Source organism: Aeromicrobium sp. YIM 150415, from assembly GCF_016918125.1.
Taxonomy (GTDB): Bacteria; Actinomycetota; Actinomycetes; order Propionibacteriales; family Nocardioidaceae; genus Aeromicrobium; species Aeromicrobium piscarium.
Genome location: NZ_JAERWM010000001.1, coordinates 96965 through 120771, shown reverse-complemented (window position 1 = coordinate 120771; position 23807 = coordinate 96965). Strand labels below are relative to the sequence as shown.

Annotated in this window: 19 protein-coding genes; 15 read left to right on the top strand and 4 right to left on the bottom strand. The window is 67.5% G+C overall.

Translation table 11 applies throughout. The annotated features are described in order from the left end of the window. Positions 1 to 43: 43 nt before the first annotated feature. Positions 44 to 1933 (bottom strand): glycosyltransferase, encoded by a 1890-nt coding sequence (locus JL108_RS00620; RefSeq protein WP_205196448.1) that lies wholly within the window; start codon positions 1931 to 1933, stop codon positions 44 to 46. A 47-nt stretch (positions 1934 to 1980) separates the two neighbouring features. Beyond that, the gene (locus tag JL108_RS00615) at positions 1981 to 2928 is read right to left on the bottom strand and encodes a glycosyltransferase (RefSeq protein ID WP_205196447.1); all 948 of its coding nucleotides are present in this window, start codon (positions 2926 to 2928) and stop codon (positions 1981 to 1983) included. Between the two features lie 74 nt (positions 2929 to 3002). Here JL108_RS00615 and JL108_RS00610 point away from each other — a divergent pair, with 74 nt between their 5' ends. Together JL108_RS00610 and JL108_RS00605 are read left to right on the top strand one after the other, a co-directional pair. Continuing rightward, positions 3003 to 4358 (top strand): TrkH family potassium uptake protein, encoded by a 1356-nt coding sequence (locus JL108_RS00610; RefSeq protein WP_205196446.1) that lies wholly within the window; start codon positions 3003 to 3005, stop codon positions 4356 to 4358. After that, positions 4351 to 5028, top strand: a complete 678-nt coding sequence (locus JL108_RS00605; protein ID WP_205196445.1) for a TrkA family potassium uptake protein — start codon at positions 4351 to 4353, stop codon at positions 5026 to 5028. Before JL108_RS00610 ends, JL108_RS00605 begins: the two co-directional genes overlap by 8 nt. Before the next feature lie 336 nt (positions 5029 to 5364). On the opposite strand, the gene JL108_RS00600 is transcribed toward JL108_RS00605, so the two are convergent. Then, positions 5365 to 5808 (bottom strand): VOC family protein, encoded by a 444-nt coding sequence (locus JL108_RS00600; RefSeq protein ID WP_205196444.1) that lies wholly within the window; start codon positions 5806 to 5808, stop codon positions 5365 to 5367. Positions 5809 to 5910: 102 nt separating this feature from the next. Between JL108_RS00600 and JL108_RS00595 the strand changes: the two genes are divergently transcribed. The 9 genes from JL108_RS00595 to JL108_RS00555 all read left to right on the top strand — a co-directional run bounded on the left by JL108_RS00595 (position 5911) and on the right by JL108_RS00555 (position 18431). After that, entirely contained in the window at positions 5911 to 7599 is a 1689-nt protein-coding gene (locus JL108_RS00595) for a sodium:solute symporter family protein (protein WP_307837145.1), read from the top strand. Between the two features lie 10 nt (positions 7600 to 7609). Next, positions 7610 to 7870, top strand: coding sequence for a hypothetical protein (locus JL108_RS00590; RefSeq protein WP_143913793.1), 261 nt, complete (start codon positions 7610 to 7612; stop codon positions 7868 to 7870). A gap of 138 nt (positions 7871 to 8008) precedes the next feature. Further along, a complete protein-coding gene (leuS, locus tag JL108_RS00585; RefSeq protein ID WP_307837141.1) occupies positions 8009 to 10852 on the top strand; it encodes a leucine--tRNA ligase in 2844 nt (947 codons plus the stop codon). A gap of 266 nt (positions 10853 to 11118) precedes the next feature. Then, positions 11119 to 11961: a DegV family protein gene (locus JL108_RS00580; RefSeq protein ID WP_205196442.1), complete on the top strand. Its 843-nt coding sequence runs from the start codon at positions 11119 to 11121 to the stop codon at positions 11959 to 11961. 123 nt (positions 11962 to 12084) lie between these two features. Next, positions 12085 to 12867, top strand: coding sequence for a ComEA family DNA-binding protein (locus JL108_RS00575; RefSeq protein ID WP_205196441.1), 783 nt, complete (start codon positions 12085 to 12087; stop codon positions 12865 to 12867). Then, entirely contained in the window at positions 12867 to 15062 is a 2196-nt protein-coding gene (locus JL108_RS00570) for a ComEC/Rec2 family competence protein (RefSeq protein WP_205196440.1), read from the top strand. The genes JL108_RS00575 and JL108_RS00570 overlap by 1 nt, the downstream gene beginning before the upstream one ends. Before the next feature lie 71 nt (positions 15063 to 15133). Next, the gene (gene holA, locus JL108_RS00565) at positions 15134 to 16108 is read left to right on the top strand and encodes a DNA polymerase III subunit delta (protein WP_205196439.1); all 975 of its coding nucleotides are present in this window, start codon (positions 15134 to 15136) and stop codon (positions 16106 to 16108) included. A 152-nt stretch (positions 16109 to 16260) separates the two neighbouring features. After that, positions 16261 to 17136: a lipopolysaccharide assembly protein LapB gene (locus JL108_RS00560; RefSeq protein ID WP_205196438.1), complete on the top strand. Its 876-nt coding sequence runs from the start codon at positions 16261 to 16263 to the stop codon at positions 17134 to 17136. Between the two features lie 59 nt (positions 17137 to 17195). After that, positions 17196 to 18431, top strand: a complete 1236-nt coding sequence (locus tag JL108_RS00555) for an AAA family ATPase (RefSeq protein ID WP_205196437.1) — start codon at positions 17196 to 17198, stop codon at positions 18429 to 18431. A gap of 88 nt (positions 18432 to 18519) precedes the next feature. On the opposite strand, the gene rpsT is transcribed toward JL108_RS00555, so the two are convergent. Continuing rightward, positions 18520 to 18780 (bottom strand): 30S ribosomal protein S20, encoded by a 261-nt coding sequence (rpsT, locus tag JL108_RS00550; RefSeq protein ID WP_143913798.1) that lies wholly within the window; start codon positions 18778 to 18780, stop codon positions 18520 to 18522. A 145-nt stretch (positions 18781 to 18925) separates the two neighbouring features. Here rpsT and JL108_RS00545 point away from each other — a divergent pair, with 145 nt between their 5' ends. The 4 genes from JL108_RS00545 (at position 18926) to JL108_RS00530 (ending at position 23766) form a co-directional block, all read left to right on the top strand. Continuing rightward, positions 18926 to 19261 carry a hypothetical protein gene (locus JL108_RS00545; RefSeq protein WP_143913799.1) on the top strand — a complete coding sequence of 112 codons (336 nt, stop codon included), beginning with the start codon at positions 18926 to 18928 and terminating at the stop codon, positions 19259 to 19261. A gap of 7 nt (positions 19262 to 19268) precedes the next feature. Next, entirely contained in the window at positions 19269 to 21125 is a 1857-nt protein-coding gene (gene lepA / locus JL108_RS00540) for a translation elongation factor 4 (RefSeq protein ID WP_205196436.1), read from the top strand. A 118-nt stretch (positions 21126 to 21243) separates the two neighbouring features. After that, positions 21244 to 21861, top strand: a complete 618-nt coding sequence (locus tag JL108_RS00535) for an MOSC domain-containing protein (RefSeq protein WP_205196435.1) — start codon at positions 21244 to 21246, stop codon at positions 21859 to 21861. A 69-nt stretch (positions 21862 to 21930) separates the two neighbouring features. Beyond that, positions 21931 to 23766 (top strand): long-chain fatty acid--CoA ligase, encoded by a 1836-nt coding sequence (locus JL108_RS00530; protein WP_205196434.1) that lies wholly within the window; start codon positions 21931 to 21933, stop codon positions 23764 to 23766. Positions 23767 to 23807 lie beyond the last annotated feature (41 nt).

Here is a 23807-nt window from a genome sequence, read left to right as displayed (position 1 = left end):
ACATGCGCTGCACACACGCTCAGACGAGTTGCGGCCGGCTTGCTCAGCCCTCGAAGGTGCGGTGCCAGCGCTCGCGGGAGGTCAGCTCCGGGAGCGCGGCGCGATACTGCGTCGCGAGGTCATCCCAGCGATCCCCCAGTTCCTTGTGCAGGGCGATGCTCTCGCGCAGGAGCCGGCGGTACTCGTCGCGATCGCGCCGGTAGACGGACTTTCCTCGTCCGTCGGCCGCGCTGATGAGTGCGGAATCGAAACCGGGCACCCGCCACCAGGTCGCGTCGTACTTGGACAGCTCGACCTGTGGTTCGGCCGCGCCGTCGGTCGGGCGGATCCAGTGACGCAGCGCCGCCTTGGCCGTGAAGACGACGCGGCCCAGCCCGTGGGGCGCCCGCGGTGCCTTCTCGTACGGATAGTGTCGCTGCCCCTCGCGAGTGGTGGGCAGGGCATCCACCTCGGTGATCACCTGCGTCTCGCTGAAGCCCTTGGCGTAGGCGCGCAGCTCCGGCATGACCGACGGCCAGTCGCGATCGAGGTGTCCGGGCCCGGACAGCAGATCGCGTAGCGCTCGGTGCCGCAGCTCGATCGCGTAGTACTGCATCGAGATCAGGTGCTTGAGGTCGATGCGGCGGCTCGCCTTGACCAGGCTCCCGCCGCCGGGGAATGGGGAGTGCAGCATCGCGGCCAGCAGCCGGTTGCGCGCGTGGTAGTAGGCCTGCCAGTCCTGCGCGTCGTCCTTGTCGAGCCACGACACGTGCCACAACGCCGCACCGGGCAGACTCACCGTCGAATAGCCCGCCTCACGGGCGCGCAAGGCGTATTCGCTGTCGTCCCACTTGATGAAGACCGGCAGAGCGAGTCCCAGCTTCTCGATCACCTCGACCGGGATCGTGCACATCCACCAGCCGTTGTACATGGCGTCCTGGCGGGCGTGCATCCACGGTGTCTGACGCAGGTTCGCGGCGCGGAAATCGTGTCGATGCTGCTCGGGGAAGGTCGGTGACCACATGAAGTGGTCCATCTCGATGCCCTCGGCCCACGCGTGCAGGACGGGCTTGTCCAAGAGGTCGAACATGTGCCCGCCCACGATGGTCGGCCGTCGAGAGGCACGAGAGAACTGGATCGTGCGCCAGATGCTCTCCGGCTCGATCTCGACATCGTCATCGAGCAGCATCACCCAGCTGCTCCGGCCCGCCTCGACGGTCTCGCTCATCGCCCGTGAGAAGCCGCCGGACCCGCCGAGATTGGGCTGCCGGACGATCTGCAGCGTCGAGCCCAGACGCGCCGCGACCTCGCTGTATCCGTCGGCCCGGGTCACCTCGTCCGTGCCCTGATCGACGACGTAGACGCGATCCAGCAGCTCCACCACCTCGGGAGCGTCGGCGAGCGTCTCGAGGGTGCGGACGCAGTAGTCGGCCTTGTTGAACGTGGTGATGCCGATCGAGAGCGTCCCATCGCCGAACTCGGCATCGGTCGACCACGCACCGTCGCTCACGACGACATCGGTCTCTGCGGCCGTCACCTCGAACCAGTACCAGCCGCCGTCGCTGAAATTGCGCACCGGAAGCTCGAAGCGCAGGTCGCGGTCGTCCTCCACGTGTTCGAAGGCGACACGCTGCTGGATGCCCTGGGGATTGGAACGATAGACGGTGACCGTCCCGGTTCCCTCGGTGCGCAGGGTCAACGTCACCGACTCCACCCGCGTCCACCGCTGCCAGTACGCGGCCGGGAAGGCGTTGAAGTAGGAGGCGAAGGACACCCGCTCGCTACGCCGCACCCGGAGGCTGTGACGCGACTCCACCCGCATCAGATGCGTGGCATTGCTGACTCGCACCGTCTCGCCGTCGATCGTGGTCCAGCTTTCCGGATCGGCGTACAGCGGCATCACATCCGGGTCGCCGTCGGCCGGAAAGACGACGTGGGCGAGAACATGGCTCATGGGTGCAGTGTCTCCCAGAAAGATGAGAAGTCGTTGAACGGCGGGCGTCAGTCCAGGGGAGGCATGGGGCGCCAGCCGCGGTCGCGCCAGATCGTGCGGCCGTCGCGCCAGCCCTTGATGAGCACACCCACGCCCTTGAGGCCTCGCTCGACGGCGACCAGGCGGAAGACCTCCTTGGCGAAGGTCAACGCCGTGCCCAACGCGAATCCGACCCGGTTCAACTGCCCGTGGGCGTCGAAATAGCGTCCGACATAGGCCCGGTTGCGCATCACGTGGTACTTCGCCAGCGGGCTCGAGTCGTTCAGGTGCCGTAGGCCCAGGTTGATCTGCTTCTGTTCGCGCTTCTTCTGCAGCACATAGGCGTCGACATACGCCACCTGCGTGTAGCGCGACGCCAGCCAGGCGTAGACGGCGTCATCCCATGAGATGAAGAACCGGGGATCGGGGAGTCCGATGCGCCGCACGATGTCGGCATGGATCAGCATGCCCTCGAACGTGCCGGAGTTGGTGATCGCATAGCCCTCGGGATTGAACGCCTTGCGCGTGTACGGCAGCGGCACCCCGAGGAACTCGTTGAACTTCGCCTGCCAGAAGAAGGGCGTGCCGTCCACGTCGTACCGCCGTCCGTGCAGCACCTGGAACCGGCGCATCCACGGATCGAAGCGCTCGAGCGCCTCGGGGAGGATCTCGACATCGTCGTCCATGAGCCACACCCAGTCGGCGCCCTCGTCGAGCGCGACCCGTGTGCCCTCGCTGAAACCGCCGGAACCACCGGTGTTCGTCGCCAGCCGGTGGTAGACGAGGACTCCGTCGTCGAACCGCTCACGGAACGACTCGACGACCTCGGAGGTGTCGTCGGTACTCGCGTTGTCGACGACGACGACGCGATACGGCGAGCCGTGCATCGTGGCGGCACTCTCCAGCAGCTCGCCCAACAGCGCCGAGCGGTTGAACGTGACGATGGCGATGGCCAGGCGGTCGGTCGTCGAGGTCACCGCAACAGGGTAACGGTGCGTCCTGTGCGCTGTTGCGCTGCACGCCGCCGGGAGCGCGGTACCGTCATCGGGTGATGAGGCCCTCGCGTCGCTTGCACATCCCTGCCGCCATCGCACATCCCGTGCGATTGCTGCCGCTCGCCTTCCTCGGACTCATCATCGTCGGCACGTTGCTGCTGCTCCTGCCGTTCGCCCGGCAAGGGGATGCGTCGCCGGACTTCCTCGACGCCTTCTTCACCGCCACCTCCGCCGTCACCGTGACGGGACTGGCGACCGTCGACACCGGCACCTACTGGTCGCCGATCGGGCACGTCATCATCCTGCTCCTCGTCGAGATCGGCGGCATCGGCATCATCGCCCTCGCCACCGTCCTCGGGCTCTTCATCGGCGGCCGGCTGGGACTGCGCACCCAGATGCTGGCCCAGGTGGACATGCACGTCGTGAGCCTCGGCGACGTCCGTCCGCTCTTCCGCAGGGTCACCGTGACCCTGCTGAGCTTCCAGGCCGTCATCGCGGTCATCCTCACTCTCCGCTATCGCGCGGCCTACTTCGACTCCTGGCTCGACTCGCTGTGGCACGGCGTGTTCGACGCGGTCATGGCGTTCAACAACGCCGGATTCTCGCTCAACCACGACAGCCTCACGTCCTACGCGGGCGATGTCGGCGTCATCGTTCCGATCTCCATCGCCGTCTTCATCGGCGCGGTCGGCTTCCCGGTGCTCGCCGAGCTCTATCGCGGCTGGCGCCAGCCGAGCCGGTGGACCATCCATACGCGGCTGACCGTCTGGGGGTCGTTCCTGCTCCTGGCGATCGGCTCGCTGGCCTTCCTCGCGATCGAGTGGAGCAATCCCGACACCCTCGGCTCGCAGCCCTTCCTGGAGAAGATCGCGACCAGTGTCGAGGGCGGGATCATGACCCGCTCGGGTGGTCTCCAGAGCTTCGACTGGGCCCTCGTGCGCCCCGAGACCCAGGGCATCGCCGTCATGATGATGTTCATCGGGGGCGGCAGCGCGAGCACGGCGGGTGGCATCAAGATCACCACCTTCCTGCTGCTGGCCTTCGTCATCCTCGCCGAACTGCGCGGTGATCCCGAAGTGCGGATCGGCCGACGCTCCATCAGCGGCCGCACCGTCCGCACAGCGCTGTCGATAGCGCTCATCGCGGTGATGCTCGTGGTCGGCGGCACGCTGCTGCTCATGCTGCTGTCGGGGGCCTCGTATATCGACGCCCTCTTCGAGGTGACCTCGGCCTTCGGGACGGTCGGATTGTCGACCGGACTCACCCCCGAGCTGGATGCGCCGTCTCAACTGCTGCTCATCGGCTTGATGTTCGTCGGCCGAGTCGGCACGATTGCCGCAGCGTCGGCCTTCGTCCTACGTCGCCGTCAACCGCGGTATCACCTTCCCGAGGAGCAGCCGATCATTGGGTAAGAAGAGCGACAACCCCCTCACCGCTCCCGTCCTCGTCGTCGGCATCGGCCGTTTCGGCGCGTCCGTCGCGCGGTCGCTGGAGCGACTGGGACACGAGGTGCTGGCAGTCGACGAACGTGCCGACCTCGTGCAGAAGTTCGCGAGCGACTTCACCCACGTCGTCGCCGCCGACACCACCGATACCGAGGCACTCCGCCAGATCGGCGCCGAGCAGTTCTCCCGCGCGGTAGTGGGTATCGGCACGGATATCGAGGCGAGCGTGCTCACCGTGCTGAGCCTCGTCGAGCTCGGCGTCGAGGAGGTCTGGGCCAAGGCCATCAACGCCAAGCACGCGCGCATCCTCGAGCGGGTCGGCGCGACGCACGTCGTCCGCCCCGAGTCGGCGATGGGCGAGCGGGTCGCCCACATGGTGACCGGCGCGATGATCGACTACATCGAGTTCGACGACGGGTTCTCCATCGCCCGTACCCGGGCCCCCAAGATCGCCGTGGACCAGACCCTCGAGCAGTCGGCTCTGCGCAGCAAGTACGCGATCACGGTCGTGGGGGTCAAACGCCGCGGCGAGGACTTCACCTACGCCCGGCCCGAGACGCTCATCTCCGCCTCCGACGAGCTCATCGTCTCCGGGCCCACCCGCAAAGTCGAGGTCTTCTGCGCCCTCCAGGGATGACCGGCTCCCTCCGTACGCTCGCCGTGCCTGCTCGATCACCGGTCCCGGCCCTCGGCGGTCGAGTAGCGGAGTGCGCTCAGCGAACGTGGCGGCGATGGAGGCCACACTCCGGGTGGTTTCGATACGGTCGCTCGTTGAGCGAGCTTCCTACTCAACCACCGGTCCTGAGCCTTCGGTGGTCGAGTAGCCGAGTGCGCTCAGCGCGCGTGGTGTATCGAGACCACACCCACCGAACGTGATCTCGATACGGCCCCGCTCGCAGAGCTCGCCGTGCCTACTCGATCACCGAATCCCCGCCCTCGGTGGTGGAGTAGCGGAGGTCGCTTCCGGTAGGGGTTACTCGGCTGCGGGCCTGAGCTCTTGGGCGAGCATCACGATGATGCCGCTGGGGCCACGGACGTAGGTGAGCTTGTAGACGTCTTCATAGGTCGCGACACCCCGTAACGGATGGCAGCCGTGTCGCGCGGCGATCTCGAGGGCCTCGTCGAGGTCGTCGACGGAGAAGGCGACCCGGTGCATGCCGATCTCGTTCGGACGTGTCGGCTCGGTCTCGATCGCCTCCGGATGGAGGTACTCGAACAACTCGAGCCGGCCATGCCCGTCAGGGGTCTGGAGCATCGCGATCCTGGCGTGGTTGCCGTCGAGGCCGACCGCGGTGTCGGTCCACTCGCCGCTGACCGTGTCGCGGCCGAGGACGGTCAGGCCGAGATCAGTGAAGAATGCGATCGTCGCCTCCAGATCGCGGACGGCGATGGCGACATTCTCGAGCTTGATGGACATAGGGGAATCGTAAGGCGCCGAGCGCTCTCGGACCCGCCCTCGGGCCGCCCCGACTCGGCACCCGGCAAGCACCCGAGGATGGGAGTAACGTCACACGACGTGATAGCGACAGCAGACTCCACATTCCGTCTCGACGCGAATTTCGTGGACTACCTCATCGTCGCGGCCTACTTCGCCGTCGTGCTGGGCATCGGCCTGCTGGCCAGGCGCCAGGTGTCCAGCAGCATCGACTTCTTCCTGTCCGGGCGCTCGCTTCCCGCGTGGGTCACGGGCCTGGCCTTCATCGCCGCCAACCTCGGCGCGGTGGAGATCATGGGGATGTCGGCCAACGGCGCGCAGTACGGCATGGCGACGGCTCACTACTTCTGGATCGGCGCTGTTCCGGCGATGCTCTTCCTCGGCATCGTCATGATGCCGTTCTATTACGGCTCCGGCGTGCGCAGCGTGCCGGAGTTCATGCGCAAGCGCTTCGGCACCGGCGCGCATCTGGTCAACGCCCTCAGCTTCGCCGTGGCCCAGCTGCTCATCGCCGGCATCAACCTGTTCCTGCTCGCCACGATCGTCAACCGGCTCCTGGGCTGGCCGCTGTGGGTCTCGCTGGTGATCGCGGCGATCATCGTGCTCTCGTACACGGCGCTCGGCGGGCTTTCCGCAGCCATCTACAACGAGGTGCTGCAGTTCTTCGTGATCGTCGCGGCGTTGCTGCCGCTCACGATCATCGCGGTGCACAAGGTCGGCGGGTGGCAGGGGCTCACCGAGAAGATCCAGCCGGGCCCCGAGCAGCTCGAGTCGTGGCCCGGCACTGATCTCACCGGGATCGACAACCCCGTCCTGTCCGTGATCGGCATCGTCTTCGGCCTGGGCTTCGTCCTGTCCTTCGGCTACTGGACCACCAACTTCGTCGAGGTCCAGCGCGCGATGGCGTCGAAGTCGATGTCCTCGGCGCGGCGCGCCCCGATCATCGGCGCCTTCCCGAAGATGTTCTTCCCCTTCATCGTCATCCTCCCGGGCATGATCGCCGCCATCGTGGTCCCCGAGCTGGCGCAGCTCAAGGGAGGCGACAGCGTCGAGGGCGTCACCTACAACGACGCGATCCTGCTGCTGATGCGCGATCTGCTGCCGAATGGCATGCTCGGCATCGCCATCGCCGGACTGCTGGCCTCGTTCATGGCAGGAATGGCAGCCAATATCTCGGCCTTCAACACCGTCTTCAGCTACGACCTCTGGCAGCAGTACGTGGTCAAGGACCGTGAGGACAGCTACTACACGCTCGTCGGGCGCCTCGCGACGGTCGCCGCCACGGTGATCGCGATCGGCACCGCGCTCATCGCCTCGAACTACTCGAACCTGATGGACTATCTGCAGACGCTGTTCGGGTTCTTCAACGCCCCGCTCTTCGCCACGTTCATCCTCGGTATGTTCTGGAAGCGCATGACCGCGACGGCCGGTTGGACCGGACTCGTCTCCGGCACCCTCGCGGCCGTCCTGGTGGCGATCCTCAGTGAGGACGCGCTCGGCGGCCTCAGCATCGGCGCGCTGCCGCTGAGCGGCCAGGGAGCGAGCTTCGTCGCTGCCGGTGCCGCCTTCGTGGTCGACATCGCCGTCAGCGTCGCCGTCACCTCGGTCACGGCGCCGAAGCCCGAGAAACAGCTGGTGGGTCTCGTCTACGGCCTGACCCCGAAGGAGTCGCTGGTCGACCCGCAGGAGAAGGAGCTGCCGTGGTACCAGTCGCCGGTCAAGCTCGCCGGCATCGCGCTCGTCATCATCATCGTCTTCAACGTGATCTTCTGAGGTGACCGACATGAACGATCAGCAACCCCGCGAGCATCCCGGCCAGAGCAAGACCGCCGGTGCCTTCGACATCCGCACGATCATCGGCGGCCTGCTGGGCTTCTACGGGGTCGTGCTCGTGATCGTCGGACTGTTCTTCACCTCCGACGAGCAGTTGGCGAAGGGCGACGGCTTCCACGTCAATCTCTGGACCGGTATCGGGCTCCTCGTCACCTCGGCGATCTTCATCGCGTGGGCACGATGGCGCCCCATCGTCGTCGAAGAGGAGTAGCCCGAGGCGACGAGGTGGGCGGTGACCTATCCCGCACCTCTGCCGTTGGCGGTGGGCTATCCCGCACCGTCGGCCGCGAACTGCGGGATAGCGCACCGCCCACGGATCGGGGGAGAGGCCGCTGGCTAGCATGGGCTGGTGACCACCGAGAATCCCACGCCCACCGACACCGGCCACCGCTACACCAGCGAGCTCGCCGGCCGACTCGAGTTGCGCTGGCAGGACCGGTGGGAGGACGAGGGCACCTTCGACGCCCCCAATCCGGTGGGCGATCTGGCTGCCGAGGGCGAGCAGCGTGCCGCGGGATCCAAGTACTTCCTCATGGACATGTTCCCGTACCCCTCGGGTGCGGGGCTGCACGTCGGTCACCCCCTCGGCTATATCGCCACTGACGTCGTCGGCCGCTACCGGCGCATGCGCGGCGACAACGTCCTGCACGCCCTCGGCTACGACGCCTTCGGGCTCCCCGCCGAGCTCTACGCCGTCCAGACCGGTCGTCATCCGCGCGAGACGACGCTGGAGAACATCGCCAACATGCGGCGGCAACTGCGGCGCCTGGGCCTCGGCCACGATCCGCGTCGTTCGTTCGCCACGATCGATCCCGACTTCGTCAAGTGGACCCAGTGGATCTTCCTGCAGATCTTCAACTCCTGGTACGACGAGGACCTGAACCGGGCTCGCCCCATCGGGGAGTTGATCGCCGAGTTCGAGAACGGCGCCCGCGACGTGCCCGGGGGAGCCATCTGGGCCGACCTCTCGGCCGCCGACCGCGAGGAGATCATTGCCGAGTACCGGCTCGCCTACATCAGCGACGCTCCGGTCAACTGGGCTCCCGGCCTCGGCACCGTCCTCGCCAATGAGGAGGTCACCGCCGAGGGCCGCAGCGAGCGCGGCAACTTCCCGGTCTTCAAACGTCGCCTACGGCAGTGGAATCTGCGCATCACCGCCTATGCCGACCGGCTCATCGACGATCTCGACCGCGTCGACTGGCCGGAGTCCGGCAAGCTCATGCAGCGCAACTGGATCGGCCGTTCCCACGGCGCCCAGGTGCAGTTCGCGGTGTGCGGCGTCGACGAGCCCGTCGAGGTGTTCACCACCCGCCCGGACACCCTCTTCGGCGCCAGCTACATGGTCCTGGCCCCCGAGCACCCGCTCGTCGACACGCTCACGGCCACCGCCTGGCCGTCCGACACCGACGCGCGCTGGACCGGCGGGGCCACCACCCCGGCCGAGGCCGTCGCCGCCTACCGGGCGAGCGCCGCGGCCAAGTCCGATGTCGAGCGCCAGGAAAACAAGGAGAAGACCGGAGTCTTCACCGGCGCCTTCGCGACCAACCCCGTCAACGGCGAGCAGATCCCCGTCTTCATCGCCGACTACGTCCTGATGGGCTACGGCACCGGCGCCATCATGGCGGTGCCCGGCCACGACGAGCGCGACTTCGAGTTCGCGCAGAGCTTCGGCCTGCCCACTCCTCGGGTCATCGACGGCGAAGGCGAGCTGCCGTTCACGGGTGACGGCCGCGTCGTCAACTCGTCCAATGACGAGATCAGCCTGGACGGTCTCGCGGTGTCCGAGGCCAAGGAGCGCATCGTCGCCTGGCTCGAGCAGCAGGGGACCGGCGAGGGCACCACCACCTACCGCCTCCGCGACTGGCTGTTCAGCCGTCAGCGCTACTGGGGTGAGCCGTTCCCGATCGTCTACGACGAGGACGACACGCCCATCGCGCTGCCCGAGAGCATGTTGCCCGTCGAGTTGCCGGAGGTGCCGGACTACTCGCCGCGCACGTATGCCCCCGACGATGTCGAGAGCGAGCCCGAGCCCCCGCTCGCCCGCGCGACCGACTGGGTCAACGTCGAGCTCGACCTCGGCGACGGCCCCAAGACCTATCGCCGCGAGACCAATACCATGCCCAACTGGGCCGGCTCGAGCTGGTACGAGCTGCGCTACACCGACCCTCACAACACCGAGCGCATCGCCGATCCGGCCAATGAGCGCTACTGGATGGGTCCGCAGGAGCAGCGTCGTGCCCATGACCCAGGAGGCGTCGACTTCTACATCGGCGGCGTCGAGCACATGGTGCTGCACCTGCTGTACGTGCGGTTCTGGCACAAGGTGCTGTTCGATCTCGGCTATGTCTCCAGCGAGGAGCCGTTCTATCGTCTCTTCAACCAGGGCTACATCCAGGCCTTCGCCTATACCGACGAGCGCGGCGCCTATGTGCCGGCCGACGATGTCACCGAGGCCGAGGACGGCACCTTCTGGTACGAGGGCCGGCAGGTCCAGCGCGAGTACGGCAAGATGGGCAAGTCCCTGAAGAATGTCGTCACGCCCGACGAGATGTACGACCAGTTCGGTGCCGACACCTTCCGCGTCTACGAGATGAGCATGGGCCCGCTCGACGTCTCCCGTCCGTGGGAGACCCGCGCGGTGGTCGGCTCGCAGCGCTTCCTGCAGCGCGTGTGGCGTCTCGTCGTCGACGAGGAGACCGGCGCGACGCGAGCCACGGATGACGAGCTCGACCGCGAGACCCTCGGCGTCCTGCATCGCACGATCGACGGCGTGCGCGGCGACATGGAAGAGCTGCGGTTCAACACGGCGATCGCCAAGCTCATCGAGCTCACCAATCACCTCACCAAGCAGTCGGTGACCTCCCGGGCGGCACTCCAACCGCTCGCGCAGATGCTCGCACCGTTCGCGCCGCATCTGGCCGAGGAGCTGTGGGAACGACTCGGACACGATGCCACGATCACCTACGTCCCGTACCCGCAAGCCGATCCGCGGTATCTGGTGGCCGAGGAGGTCACCTGTGTCGTACAGGTGCAGGGCAAGGTGCGCGGCAAGCTGCAGGTCAGCCCGGACATCGCCGAGGACGCTCTCACCGAGCTGGCGCTCGCCGAGCCCAATGTCGTGCGCACGATCGACGGACGCGAGATCCGCAAGGTGATCGTCCGTGCCCCCAAGCTCGTCAACATCGTCGTCTGAGCCGCATCCACCCTCCCTGGAGCGGTGACCTACGCACGTCTCGTTCCGCGGGGCGGTGGGTTACGCACCTCTCAACCGGCGCGGGGGGGGGGGTAACCACACCCCCCCCCGGGGCCGGGCGGGGGGGGGGGGGGCCCCCCCCCCCCCCGCCCGCGGGGGGGGCGCCCCCCCCCCCCCGCCCCGCAGGGCGAGGGGTGCGTAACCCACCGCCGACGGACGTGAGACGGATAAGGTGACGACATGATCGAGCGCGGGCGGGTGAACGCATGAGCGTCGCGATCGTCACCGACTCCACTGCCTCGCTCGACCCGGACGACGCGTCACGCGAGCGGATCGCCGTCGTCCCCACCACGGTCGTCATCGGATCGCGCGTCTATACCGAGGGTGTCGACATCGACGCCGAGGTGATCGCCGGTGCCCTGCGCGACAAGGCCACGGTCAGCACCTCGCGTCCGAGCCCGGAGGCCTTCGCGGCGGTGTACGCCGGTCTCGTCGCCGAGGGAGCGACCGAGATCGTGTCGGTACATCTGAGCAAGCGAGTCTCCGGGACGATCGACTCGGCTCGACTAGCGGCCTCACGGTGCGAGGTGCCGGTGCATCTCGTCGATACCGGCCAGGTCGGCATCGCGACGGGTTTCGCCGCCGGCGCGGCGGCGCGCATGCGCGATGACGGCGGATCGAGCGCCGAGATCGTCGCCGCGGCGCGGCGCGCCGGACAGCAGTCCACCGTCCTGCTCTATGTCGACACCTTGGAATACCTCAAGCGCGGTGGTCGTATCGGCGCGGCGCAGGCATTGATCGGGTCGGCCCTCGCCGTCAAGCCGATCCTCACTGTCGCCGACGGAGCGGTCGTGCCGCTGGAGAAGGTCCGGACGTCCTCCAAAGCGCTCGCGCGCGTGGTGGAGCTGGCGGTCGAGGCATCGCAGCGGTTCCCCCGCGGCTTCGACACCGGGGTGCAGCATCTCGCGGCCCAGGAGCGTGCCGATGACGTCGCCGGGCGCCTCGCCGAGGCGTGGGGGCGAGGGTCCGTCCCCGTCGACGAAGTGGGCGCCGATATCGGTGCCCACGTCGGCCCCGGGATGATCGCCGTCACCGTGACCGGTCGCTGATCTCGGGAACGAGGAACCGCCGGACGAGACCCGGTTATCCCCAGGACCCGGACCTTCAGCGGCTGTCCACAGATGCCGTCTGAGGTGGTGACGAGTCGCTGACCGGCTTCGTACGGTGCTGACGTGGCCAGACGAATCGTTCCCGGGGTACCCGACGAGACGCGTGCCGAGATCGCGCGTCGACGACTCGCGGAACTCGCCACGGCCTTCGACGCCACCTGGCAGCCGGCTCCGGACGACGAGCCGGCCGATCCCGAGGAGCCGCTCGATGACGACACCGAGCCACGACATGCGCGAACGATGCAGCGGCGCTGGGGTGACCGTCAGCTCGCCGTCGTCGCCGTCCTCGGTCTCGCGGCCGCAGTGCTCGTCGCGTGGTGGGTGATCGCCGGACGCCCCACGGAGTCCGACGACTCCGCGCCCCTCGCCTCCATCTCGGCCTCGACGCCGCCGTCAGCGCCGGCGGACGAGGCCGAGAGTCCAGAGGAACTGGTGATCCACGTGACCGGGGAGGTACAGACTCCGGGCATCGTCATCGTGGCACCGGGAAGTCGCGTGCACGAGGCGATCGAGGCTGCTGGCGGCGTGGCTGGGGCACCCGACCTGTCGACCCTCAACCTGGCCCGGGAGATCCAGGACGGAGAGCAGATCGTCGTGGGTGGCCCGCCCGCCGAGTCCTCGAACGGAGACGCTGGCGGAGGAGCGGCCCCCGGCGGTCGGATCAACATCAACACGGCCGACTCTTCCACGCTGGAGGAGCTCCCCGGGGTCGGGCCCGTGACGGCCCAAGCGATCATCGACCGCCGCACCGACCACGGCCCCTTCCGTGCCGTGGAGGATCTGCTCGATGTCAAAGGCATTGGTGAAGCGACCCTCGCCGAGCTGCGCGACCGTGTCGTGGTGTGATGCTCGGCCACGACCTGCGCATGGTGCCGGGAGCCTGTGCCGTCTGGGCGGTGGCGGTCTGGGCCGTCACGAGTACCGGTCACGTCGTGGCGATCGTCGCAGCGGTGGCAGCGCTCGCTGCGGTGCTCCTTCTCGGGCGCCGGCCGGGTCTCGCGGTCATCGCGATGGCGATCGGCCTCGTGGCGATGTCGGCGGGAGCGCGGATCATGGCGGTGGAACATCATCCTCTGCATTCCTGGGCGGAGGACGGCCGCTGGGTGACGGTCGAGGCCACCGTGCATCAGGACGTGCGCGCGTTCGGGCCTCAGCGAGAGCAGGGAGTCGTCGAGCTCACGGTGCAGCGTGCGCGCAGCAGTGGCGGATCGACCGAGGGCCGGGCTCGGCTGACCGCCTTCGTCCGCGGTGATCTCGATGGGCTCGTGGTCGGACGGCGGGTGGTGGTCGAGGGCGCTCTCACCGCAACGGAGGACTCCGATGCGGTCGGCGTCCTGGCGGTCCAACGGTGGCAGCGAGTCGGTGATGCCGCCTGGTGGTGGGAGGCGAGCGAGCGGGTGCGTGAGGGCGTCCGGTCCGCGGTGGCCCCCTATCCGGGAGCAGGAGCCGCGATCGTACCGGCCCTCGTCACCGGCGATGTCACGGCAGTCGACGATGATCTTCGGGAGGACTTCCAACGCTCTGGTTTGACACATTTGACGGCTGTATCAGGCAGCAATCTGACCATCGTCCTCGGCGCGGTGCTGCTGATCGTGCGAGGCATCGGCGCGAAGCGTCTGACGATCCCGGCGGCGCTCCTGGCCGTCATCGTGTTCGTGCTGGTCGCCCGCCCGGAGCCGAGTGTCCAGCGCGCGGCCGTCATGGGCACGGTGGCGGTGGTCGGACTGGGGTGGGGGACGAGGGACGGCCTGCGGGCAGTGGCATGGGCGGTCATCGCGCTGCTGGTGATCGACCCGTGGATGGGTCGCGCGGCGGGATTCGTCCTGTCGGTGTGCGCCACCACGGGGATCGTCACGCTGGGGCCGATGTTCACGCGGCGGTTGGAACAGTGGCTGCCGACGTGGATCGCGATGGCGCTCGCGGTCCCCCTGGCGGCACATCTGGCCTGTGTGCCGATGGTCGCGGCGATCTCCGAGGAGGTCTCCCTGGTCGCCGTGGTGTCGAATGTCGCGGCCGCACCGGCCGTCGCCCCGGCCACGATCCTGGGACTGGCCGGTGGTCTCGCCGACCTGCTGTGGGCTCCGGCCGCACGGTTGATCGGTGCTGGTGCCTTCGGCGCTGCCTGGTGGATCGCCGAGGTGGGCCAGCGATCGGCGTCGTGGGACGGTGCGGCGATCGCCTGGGAGCAGCCGTGGTGGTCGCTCGTGTTCGTCGTCCCGGTCGTTACGGCGATCGTGCTGGTGGTGCTCAGCCGTCCCGTGTTGGCGGCCGGGCTGTCACTGGGTCTGCTGGTGGCGATCGTCCGGCCTCCGCAGACCGGGTGGCCGCCCGACGAGGTGATCGCGGTGGCGTGCGACGTGGGGCAAGGCGATGCGAGTGTCGTGCCGTTGGGGGAGGGCGATGCGATCGTGGTGGACACCGGCATGGACCCGGGGCCGATCGATCGATGCCTGCGCCGGCTCGGTATCGAGCGAATTCGGCTGCTGGTGTTCAGCCATGCCGATGCCGATCACGTGGCGGGCTGGCGCGGGGCTGTCCGCGGGCGCGAGGTCGAGCACGTCATGGTCGGCCCCTCCGGCGGGCCGGAACTCCCCGATGTCCCGCGGTCCACACCCGGCCCCGGGGAGTCCGTCATGGTCGGCGAGGTCGAGATCGAGACGCTCTGGCCCGATACGGACCACCCGGCGACCGACCGCAATGACGCGAGCCTCGTGCAACGCTTCACGATCAACGGTGTGCGGGTGCTGTTCACCGGCGATCTCGGCGAGCAGACGCAGACGCGGGTCGCCGCACGCGAGGATGTCACCGCCGACGTCCTCAAGGTGCCGCATCATGGCAGCGCCGATCAGTCGGCGCGATTCCACCAGCAGACGGGTGCGGTGGCCGCGACCGTGAGTGTCGGGGAGAACGACTACGGGCATCCGACACGGCGTTCCTTGGACATCCTCCGAGACGCGGGGATCCGCACGTGGCGCACTGATGAGCTCGGTGACATCGCCATCGTCCAGCGCGACGGGGAGCTACGCGCGGTCTCACCCTGATCTCGCGAGCGGGGCGTCCCGGACTGCGACGGGGATCGCCGGCTGTCGGCTCGCGCAGATATCCTCGACACGTGGCCACGGCATTCGGCAAGATCCTGCTCATCACCGGCAATGCCGAGTTCCTCGCCGAGCGTACGCGCCGTCGCGCGCTCGACGCCGTGCGCGAGGAAGTGTCCGATGTGGAGGTCTCGGAGACCTTGGCCGGACAGCTCGCGGCGGGCGAGCTGGCGTCGCTCACCAGTCCGTCCCTCTTCTCGGCCGCGACCGCGGTCGTCGTGCTGGAGCTGGAGAACCTCGCGGAGGCGCCTGCCGCCGAACTGGTCGCCTACGCCGGCTCTCCGCAGGACGATGTCGCCGTGATCGCGGTGCACGGCGGGGGCAACAAAGGCAAGGGAGTCCTCGATCGTCTGCGCAAGGCATCCGTGGTGCATGAGGTCAAGGTGCAGCCACCCAAGTACGAGCGGGATTTCGCCGGATGGGTGCGCTCGGAAGCACGCGATCTCGGACGCTCGATCGATGAGGCGGCCGCGGCCTTCCTGGTCACGGCCGTGGGCCAGAATCTGCGGGCGCTCGCGGGGGCGGTCGATCAGCTGGCCGTGACCTCCGCACCGGGGGAGGCCATCACCCTCGACATCGTCCGACGCTATTTCGGTGGGCGAGCTGAGGTTCGCGGCTACGAGATCGCCGATGCGGCGATCGAGGGCCGGCTCGCCGACGCTCTCGAGCGGGCCCGATGGGCCGAGGCGGCCCGCGTCGCTCCTGTGCTGGTCACCTCGGCCTTCGCTAGCGGGCTGCGACAGCTGGCGCAGTTGGCGAGCGCCCCCGGAGGGATGCGCGACAATGAGCTCGCGTCCCAGGTCGGAGCGCCGCCGTTCAAGATCCGCGCCCTACGTCAGCAACTGCGCTCCTGGGAGCCCACCGGCCTCCAGCGGGCGCTGCAGGCAGTCGCCGAGGCCGATATCGCGGTCAAGGGCGGAGGAGCCGAGCCCGGCTATGCCGTGGAGCGCATGATCCTGCGCGTCGCCGCCGCCCGCCAGCGCCACTGAGCCTCACGCGCGGTCAGCCATCACGCCGGACCGCGGTCTGACTCTCGTTCCCTCATCTTTCCGCAAACCTGCCCTGGATGCCGTCGAGATCCCCTACGATCAGCGCAGGTGGGACCGGGCCATGGCCCGAACGGGTGAAAGGGAGATCTCTGATGGAGGACGAGACCCTTGCGCGCGCTCGACATCACCTGGCGATCAATCAACCACGGCGAGCGGTGGACGTGCTGCAGTCGGCCGCTGGAGAACTCTCGGCACAGCGGTACGAGGCGATGGCCTTGGCCTTCTCCGATCTGGGTGAGTATGAGGAAGCCGCCAGAGTCGCTCGTCGTGGATTGACCCTCGATCCGGCGAATCGCGAACTTTCGGTCGTGCTCGGAGTGGCGTTGAGTCAGTTGGGCGAGCACGCCCAGGCGCTGCAACTGCTGTACCGTGCGGTCGCCGCGCAACCGGAGAACCTCTGGTTCGGGGCCGTCTATGCGGAGGGACTGATCAACGCGGGCAGTCTGGCTGCGGCGAGCCGGGCGATCGTCCAGCTCAGCTCCCTGGCGCCGAACGCGTTGATGACGCGCAGAATCCTCGCGCGTTATCACTTCGTCACGGGGGATCTCGAGGCGGCGCAGAGGGTCGCTCGGGGGCTGCTCGCCGACCACCCCGACGATGACTTCGCTCCGCTGATCCTGGGGGACATCGACGCTGCCCGATATCGCCATCAGGAGAGCGCCCGGTGGTTCTCTCGGGCGGCACCGCACCACCTGGACAACCCGCGGGTCATGGCGGTCGTTCGCGAGGAAGTCGCGCTGACGCGATGGTTCATTCGGCCGTACACGGGCCTCACCCGCGGGCAGGGGGCATGGTGGGGCTGCCTGGCGCTGATGGCCTTCCTCGTCGCCCAGGGGCTGATTCGGGCGGGTCATGAGGGGTGGGCTCTCGGGCTGCTCGGCGTGATGACCGCCGCTGGGTGCTATCTGTTGTGGGCCCATCTCTTTGTACGCGCCGCAGCTCGTTCCCGCAGTGGACCTCGGACCTAGTGGACCGACCGGTCCCACGACCTTCTATCAGACCCGTCCCGCTACTCGGTGAGGAACCCATGTCCGACCGGATCGAAGCCCTGCGAGCAGCCGTGGAGGCTGATCCCGCCAATGCGACCTTGCGCACGATGCTTGCCGAGCTGCTCATGGAGTCCGGTGATGTGTCCGAGGCGCTCGACCACTACGAACGTCTCCTCACCGAGGGTGAACTCAGCGGTGCCGATGCGGTCGGTATTGCCCGGCTGGCTCTGAGCGTCGGGCGTCTAGGTATGGCGCGCGGATGTATCGAGATGGCCCGCCATACCGGTGAGGTCGAGGGGCTCGGTGAACTGGACCGGCAACTCGGGGAGCTTCTCGGCTCGGCCGTGGCAGCGCGCGAGGACCGACGAGCGAGCTATCTCCCAGGTGAGGGGGTAGCACTGACGTTCGCCGATGTCGGGGGAATGAAGGACGTCAAGAAGATGCTGCATCGGATGATCATCATGCCCTTCGTGCGACCCGAACTGTATGAGAAGTACGGACGTCAGGCCGGCGGAGGCGCTCTGCTCTACGGGCCGCCGGGGTGCGGGAAGACGCTTCTGGCCCGCGCCATCGCCGGCGAGTGCGGGCTTCCCTTCGTCGATCTTGGCATCGACGATGTCCTTTCTCCCTTCCAAGGGCAGGCCGAACTCAATCTCTCGCAATCATTCGAGATCGCTCGGGATATTGCGCCGTGCGTGGTCTTCATCGACGAGATCGATGCGCTTGGTTACGCGCGTTCGCGGGCGCACGGCGAGATGGCCCGACGGATGACCAACACTCTGCTGCAGGAACTCGACGGAGTGGGACGCGATATGCGGGGTATCCTCGTCCTCGCCGCGTCCAACGCTCCATGGGATATCGATGGCGCCCTGTTGAGGCCGGGCAGACTGCATCGGCAGGTCTTCGTTCCACCGCCTGACGAGGCGGCCAGGGCCGAGGTCGCGGCAGTGCGTCTTCGTGACATTCCGGACTCGGCGGTCGACCCCCAGCGTCTGGCACGGCTCACGGAACTGTACTCGGGTGCGGACCTGCATGCGCTGATCGATCTGGGAATCGATCAGGCCATCGAGCGCGCCTTGGAGACTGGGAATCAGGGCGATCTACGACATGAGGATGTAGAGGCGGCGTTGACCACGATCAAGCCGTCCGTGATCGACTGGCTCGTTCGGGCTCGTGACTACGTGGAGTTCGCCAATTCCACTGGGCGGTGGGCTGATGTCGAGAGCTATCTGTCCAGGCGTGCCGTCCGCAGGAGACTGTCAGGCTCTTCATAGTGAGGGCGGGCGGCATTCGCAGGAGACGAGATCCGCCCGGGAATGACGAAAGCCCCGTCCGCGGACGGGGCTTTCGAGGACGACCGGCTCAGAGAGCGGCGGCCTTCTTGTCGATGGCCGACTTGCGGTTGGCGGCCTGGTTCTTGTGGATGACGCCCTTCGAGGCGGCCTTGTCGAGCTTGCGCTTGGTCTCGCGCGCAATCTCCTGCGCCTTGTCCTGCTCACCGGCCTCGGCGGCCTCGTTGAAGCGACGGACGGAGGTCTTCAGAGCCGAACGCACGGCCTTGTTGCGCTCGCGCGCAGCCTCGTTCTGGCGGTTGCGCTTGATCTGCGACTTGATGTTCGCCACGGGGCAAAACCTGTTCTCTCGTGAAACTGCTGATGAAGATGGTGATGGCGCCGGACGTCGACAGACGTGATCGGGCACGCGATCCTCAACGATAGCAGCACACGCGCTGCCGACTCAAATCGCATCGACCTCTACGATGGAGGCCGTGGCTACCCTCTTCACCATCCTCGTCATCCTGCACGTCCTGTTCTGGGCCGTCGCCCTGTTGGCGATGAACTTCACTCCGCCGCAGATCACCCCCGGTACGGCTCACGCCACGGCCGCGGCGCTGGTGACCGGCCTGCTGCTGGTCGGGCTGTGGGAGATGACCGATGTGTACGACGAGGGGCCCAATCACGCCAAGATCGGCGTCAAACTCGTCGTCGCGCTCGCTGCCGTCGTGGTCGCGTACACCCAGCAGCGCAAGCCCGCCCCCAACTCGATGGCCTACGTGCTGGCGGGCCTCATCGGCCTGAACGTCGTCATCGCGATCGCCTGGTAGCCGCCTCGTGTCCACTCTCCACGGCCCGGCCCCGGGTTCGACCCCGGCCGAGGTCCTCCGCAATTTCTGCATCATCGCGCATATCGACCACGGCAAGTCCACCCTCGCCGACCGCATGCTCCAGATCACCGAGGTGGTCGACGAGCGTGCCGCGCGGGCCCAATATCTCGACCGCATGGACATCGAGCGCGAGCGTGGCATCACGATCAAGAGCCAGGCCGTGCGCATGCCGTTCACGCCTGCCCGAGGCGAGAGCGCCGGCACCGTTCATGTGCTCAACATGATCGACACGCCCGGTCACGTCGACTTCACCTACGAAGTGAGCCGCAGCCTCGAGGCCTGCGAGGGTGCGATCCTGCTCGTCGACGCCGCCCAGGGCATCGAGGCGCAGACCCTCGCCAATCTCTACCTCGCGCTCGAAGCCGACCTGCACATCATCCCGGTGCTCAACAAGATCGACCTGCCGGGAGCGCAGCCGGAGAAATACGCTGAGGAGCTCGCCGGCATCATCGGCGGAGACCCGGCCGACGTGCTCCGGGTATCGGCCAAGACCGGCGAGGGAGTCGCGGACCTGCTGGAGGCGATCGTCGAGCAGGTGCCCGCCCCGGTGGGCGATGCCGACGGCCAGCCGAGGGCATTGATCTTCGACAGCGTCTACGACACCTACCGAGGGGTCGTCACCTACGTGCGCGTGGTCGACGGCCAGCTCAACCACCGTGACCGCATCAAGATGATGTCGACCGGGGCCGTGCACGAGATGCTCGAGGTCGGGGTGATCAGCCCTGAGCCGATCAAGGAGCGCAGCCTCGGCGTCGGCGAGGTCGGCTATCTGATCACGGGCGTCAAGGAGGTCCGTCAGTCGCGGGTCGGCGACACCGTCACCTCCAACAACCGCCCCGCTGATGAGGCGCTCGGCGGTTACCGGCATCCCAACCCGATGGTGTTCTCCGGGCTCTACCCGATCGACGGTGACGACTACCCGACGTTGCGCGACGCCCTCGACAAGCTGCAGCTGAACGACGCCGCGCTCCAGTTCGAGCCGGAGTCCTCCGGGGCCCTGGGCTTCGGCTTCCGTATCGGCTTCCTGGGGCTGCTGCACCTGGAGATCGTGCGCGAGCGGCTGGAGCGCGAGTTCAACCTCGACCTCATCTCCACCGCACCGAATGTGATCTACCGGGTCGTCATGGAGGACGGCAGCGAGGTGGTCGTCACCAACCCGAGCGAGTACCCCACGAGCGGCAAGATCGCCGAAGTCTACGAGCCGATCGTCAACGCCACGCTGCTCGCACCCGCGGACTACATCGGCGCGATCATGGACCTGTGCCAGTCGCGTCGCGGCAAGCTCGAGGGCATGGACTATCTGTCCGAGGACCGTGTGGAGATCCGCTACACGCTGCCCATGGGCGAGATCATGTTCGACTTCTTCGACCAGCTCAAGTCGCGTACCAAGGGATACGCCTCCCTGAACTACGAGCCCTCGGGCGAGCAGGCCGCCGACCTGGTCAAGGTCGACATCCTGTTGCAGGGCGAGATCGTCGACGCCTTCAGCGCGATCGTGCACCGCGACTCGGCCTATGCCTACGGTGTCGCGCTGGCCGGGAAGCTCAAGGAGCTCATCCCTCGACAGCAGTTCGAAGTGCCGATCCAGGCCGCGATCGGAGCGCGCATCATCGCCCGCGAGACGATCCGCGCGATGCGCAAGGATGTCCTCGCGAAGTGCTACGGCGGCGATATCAGCCGTAAGCGCAAGCTGCTGGAGAAGCAGAAGGAAGGCAAGAAGCGCATGAAGATGGTCGGTCGTGTCGAGGTCCCCCAGGAGGCCTTCATCGCCGCCCTCTCCACCAGCGAGCCCAAGCCGTCCTGACCTCCGTTCCCGTCGCGCGCGGTTCCTCGTTGAGTGTGGGGGGGGTATCTCCCTGGACGGAGCGCAGCGGAGTCCTTGGGGGAACGTTTGGACGAACCCCACCCTCTATGCTCGAGCGATGGCGCGGGTCGAGTCGGTCAATGTGGGACGGGTCCGACCGACCGCACACGGGAAGCTGAAGCGGACCGCGATCGACAAGCGGTCCGTCGCAGGCGCCGTATGGATCGGCGAGCTCGGCATCGACGGTGACGAGATCGCCGACCTGGCCCATCACGGTGGCCCTGACAAGGCCGTCTACGCCTTCGCGCGGGAGGACTACGCGCATTGGGAGACCGAGCTGGGCAGGCAACTGGACAGCGGCGTCTTCGGCGAGAACCTGACGACCATCGGCCTCGACATCCAGAACGCGCGGATGGGGGAGCGGTGGCGCGTCGGTGACGCCCTGCTCGAGGTCACCTCGGTGCGCATCCCCTGCTCGGTGTTCGCGGGATTCCTGGACGAGCCCCGGTGGGTCAAGCGGTTCACCGCCCACGGTGTCCCCGGCGCGTATCTGCGCGTGCTCGAGCCCGGGCACGTGGCGGCCGGCGCCCCGGTCGTCGTCGATGAACGCCCCGACCACGACCTCACGGTGGGACTGGTGTTCCGGGCTTGCACCACGGAACGCGAACTGTTGTCGCGGGTGGCCGAGGAACCACGGATCAGCGCCGCGCTCCGTCAGAAGGCAACAACTCGGTGAAGTCGGTGTGAGACAAGCTACTCATCAGTTAAGGTGATCTCCACCACAAGTCCCCCGCGAAGGAGCACGATGCCTGCCCCGACCCCCACGCCCGAGCAGCTGGAGATCATCAACAACCGTGCCCGCAGCGTCGGAGAGATGTTCTTCGACCGTGTCGCCAAGTCCGGCGGTGGTGAGGCATTCCGGTACCCGGACGACCAGGAGAACTGGCAGTCGATCACCTGGTCAGAGGCCGGCGAGCACGTGAGCAAGCTGGCCGCCGGGCTCATCGCCCTCGGCATCGAACGCGAGCAGCGCGTCGCCATCGCCGCCGGTACTCGCTACGAATGGATCCTGGCCGATCTCGCGGTCAACTCCGCCGGTGCGGCCACCACCACGGTCTATCCCACATCCGTCGCCGATGATGTCGCGTACATCCTCGCCGACTCCGACAGCCGTGTGGTCTTCGCCGAGGACGACGAGCAGCTCGCCAAGCTGCGCGAGAAGCGTTCGGAGCTGCCGAGCGTCGAGAAGGTCGTCCTCTTCGACGGCGAGGGTGACGACGACTGGGTCATCACCTTCGCGGAGCTGGAGACGATGGGTCAGTCCTATCTGGAGGAGAACCCCGAGGCGGTGCGGGAGCGCGTGGCGGCCACCGAGCCCGACGATCTCGCCACCTTGATCTACACCTCCGGCACCACCGGCCGGCCGAAGGGCGTCCGGCTCAGCCATGACGGCTGGACCTACGAGGGTGCCGCGGTCGCGGCCGGTGGATTCCTCACCGTCGACGACCTGGAGTTCCGCTGGCTGCCGATGGCGCACTCCTTCGGCAAAGTCCTGCTGACCACGCAGCTGCAGGTCGGGTTCCCGGCCGCGATCGACGGCCGGGTGCCGAAGATCGTGGACAACCTCGCGGTCGTCCAGCCGACCTTCATGGGTGCTGCGCCGCGCATCTTCGAGAAGGCCTACGGCCGCATCGTCGGGATGATGGAGGAAGAGGGAGGCGCCAAGCTCAAGATCTTCCGCTGGGCCGAGAAGGTGGGGCTGGAGCACTCCCGTCTCGAGCGTGCCGGTAAGTCCATTCCCGCGGTCCTCAAGATCAAGTACGGCATCGCCGACAAGCTGGTCTTCACCAAGATCCGCGACCGCTTCGGCGGCCGGGTCCGCTTCTTCATCTCGGGTGCGGCGGCGCTGTCCTCCGATATCGCCGAGTGGTTCCACGCCGCGGGCGTCCTGATCCTGGAGGGTTACGGGCTCACCGAGACCTCGGCCGGGTCCTTCGTCAACCACCCCGACGACTTCAAGATCGGCTCGGTCGGCCTACCGATGCCGGGCACCGAGGTCAAGATCGCCGAGGACGGCGAGGTCCTCATCAAGGGCCCGGGTGTCATGCGCGGGTACCACAATCTCGAGGCGGAGTCGGCCTCCTCACTCACGGGCGACGGTTGGCTCGCCACGGGCGATATCGGCGAGCTCGATGCCGATGGCTTCCTGCGGATCACCGACCGCAAGAAGGACCTGTTCAAGACCTCCGGAGGCAAGTACGTCGCCCCATCGCATATCGAGGGCGCGTTCAAGGCGGTCTGCCCGCTCGCGAGCCAGATGGTCGTCCACGGCAATGAGCGCAACTTCTGCTCCGCGCTCATCACCCTCGACCCCGACGCGGTGGAAGCGTGGGCGCAGCAGCACGGCATGGCCGGAGCGTCGTACAGCGAGGTCGTCTCCTCCGACGCGATGCAGAGCGAGATGGAGGGCTACGTCAAGGAGCTGAATTCCAAGCTCAACCAGTGGGAGACGATCAAGAAGTGGGCCATCCTCGATCACGATCTGTCGATCGAGTCCGGGGAGATCACGCCGAGCCTCAAGGTCAAGCGTCGCGTCGTGGAGGACAACTACAAGGACATCCTCGACGGCTTCTACGCCTGACGCCTGAGATCAGCGTCGCCCCCAGCCAGTAGGCTGGTTCC

Bases quoted from the DNA above. Each gene is read 5' to 3' on its own strand.
- JL108_RS00610 (WP_205196446.1), top strand. From the start codon at position 3,003: ATGAGGCCCTCGCGTCGCTTGCACATCCCTGCCGCCATCGCACATCCC.
- JL108_RS00535 (WP_205196435.1), top strand. From the start codon at position 21,244: ATGGCGCGGGTCGAGTCGGTCAATGTGGGACGGGTCCGACCGACCGCA.
- JL108_RS00570 (WP_205196440.1), top strand. From the start codon at position 12,867: ATGCTCGGCCACGACCTGCGCATGGTGCCGGGAGCCTGTGCCGTCTGG.
- JL108_RS00600 (WP_205196444.1), bottom strand. From the start codon at position 5,808: ATGTCCATCAAGCTCGAGAATGTCGCCATCGCCGTCCGCGATCTGGAG.
- JL108_RS00620 (WP_205196448.1), bottom strand. From the start codon at position 1,933: ATGAGCCATGTTCTCGCCCACGTCGTCTTTCCGGCCGACGGCGACCCG.
- JL108_RS00530 (WP_205196434.1), top strand. From the start codon at position 21,931: ATGCCTGCCCCGACCCCCACGCCCGAGCAGCTGGAGATCATCAACAAC.
- JL108_RS00555 (WP_205196437.1), top strand. From the start codon at position 17,196: ATGTCCGACCGGATCGAAGCCCTGCGAGCAGCCGTGGAGGCTGATCCC.
- JL108_RS00590 (WP_143913793.1), top strand. From the start codon at position 7,610: ATGAACGATCAGCAACCCCGCGAGCATCCCGGCCAGAGCAAGACCGCC.
- JL108_RS00560 (WP_205196438.1), top strand. From the start codon at position 16,261: ATGGAGGACGAGACCCTTGCGCGCGCTCGACATCACCTGGCGATCAAT.
- JL108_RS00580 (WP_205196442.1), top strand. From the start codon at position 11,119: ATGAGCGTCGCGATCGTCACCGACTCCACTGCCTCGCTCGACCCGGAC.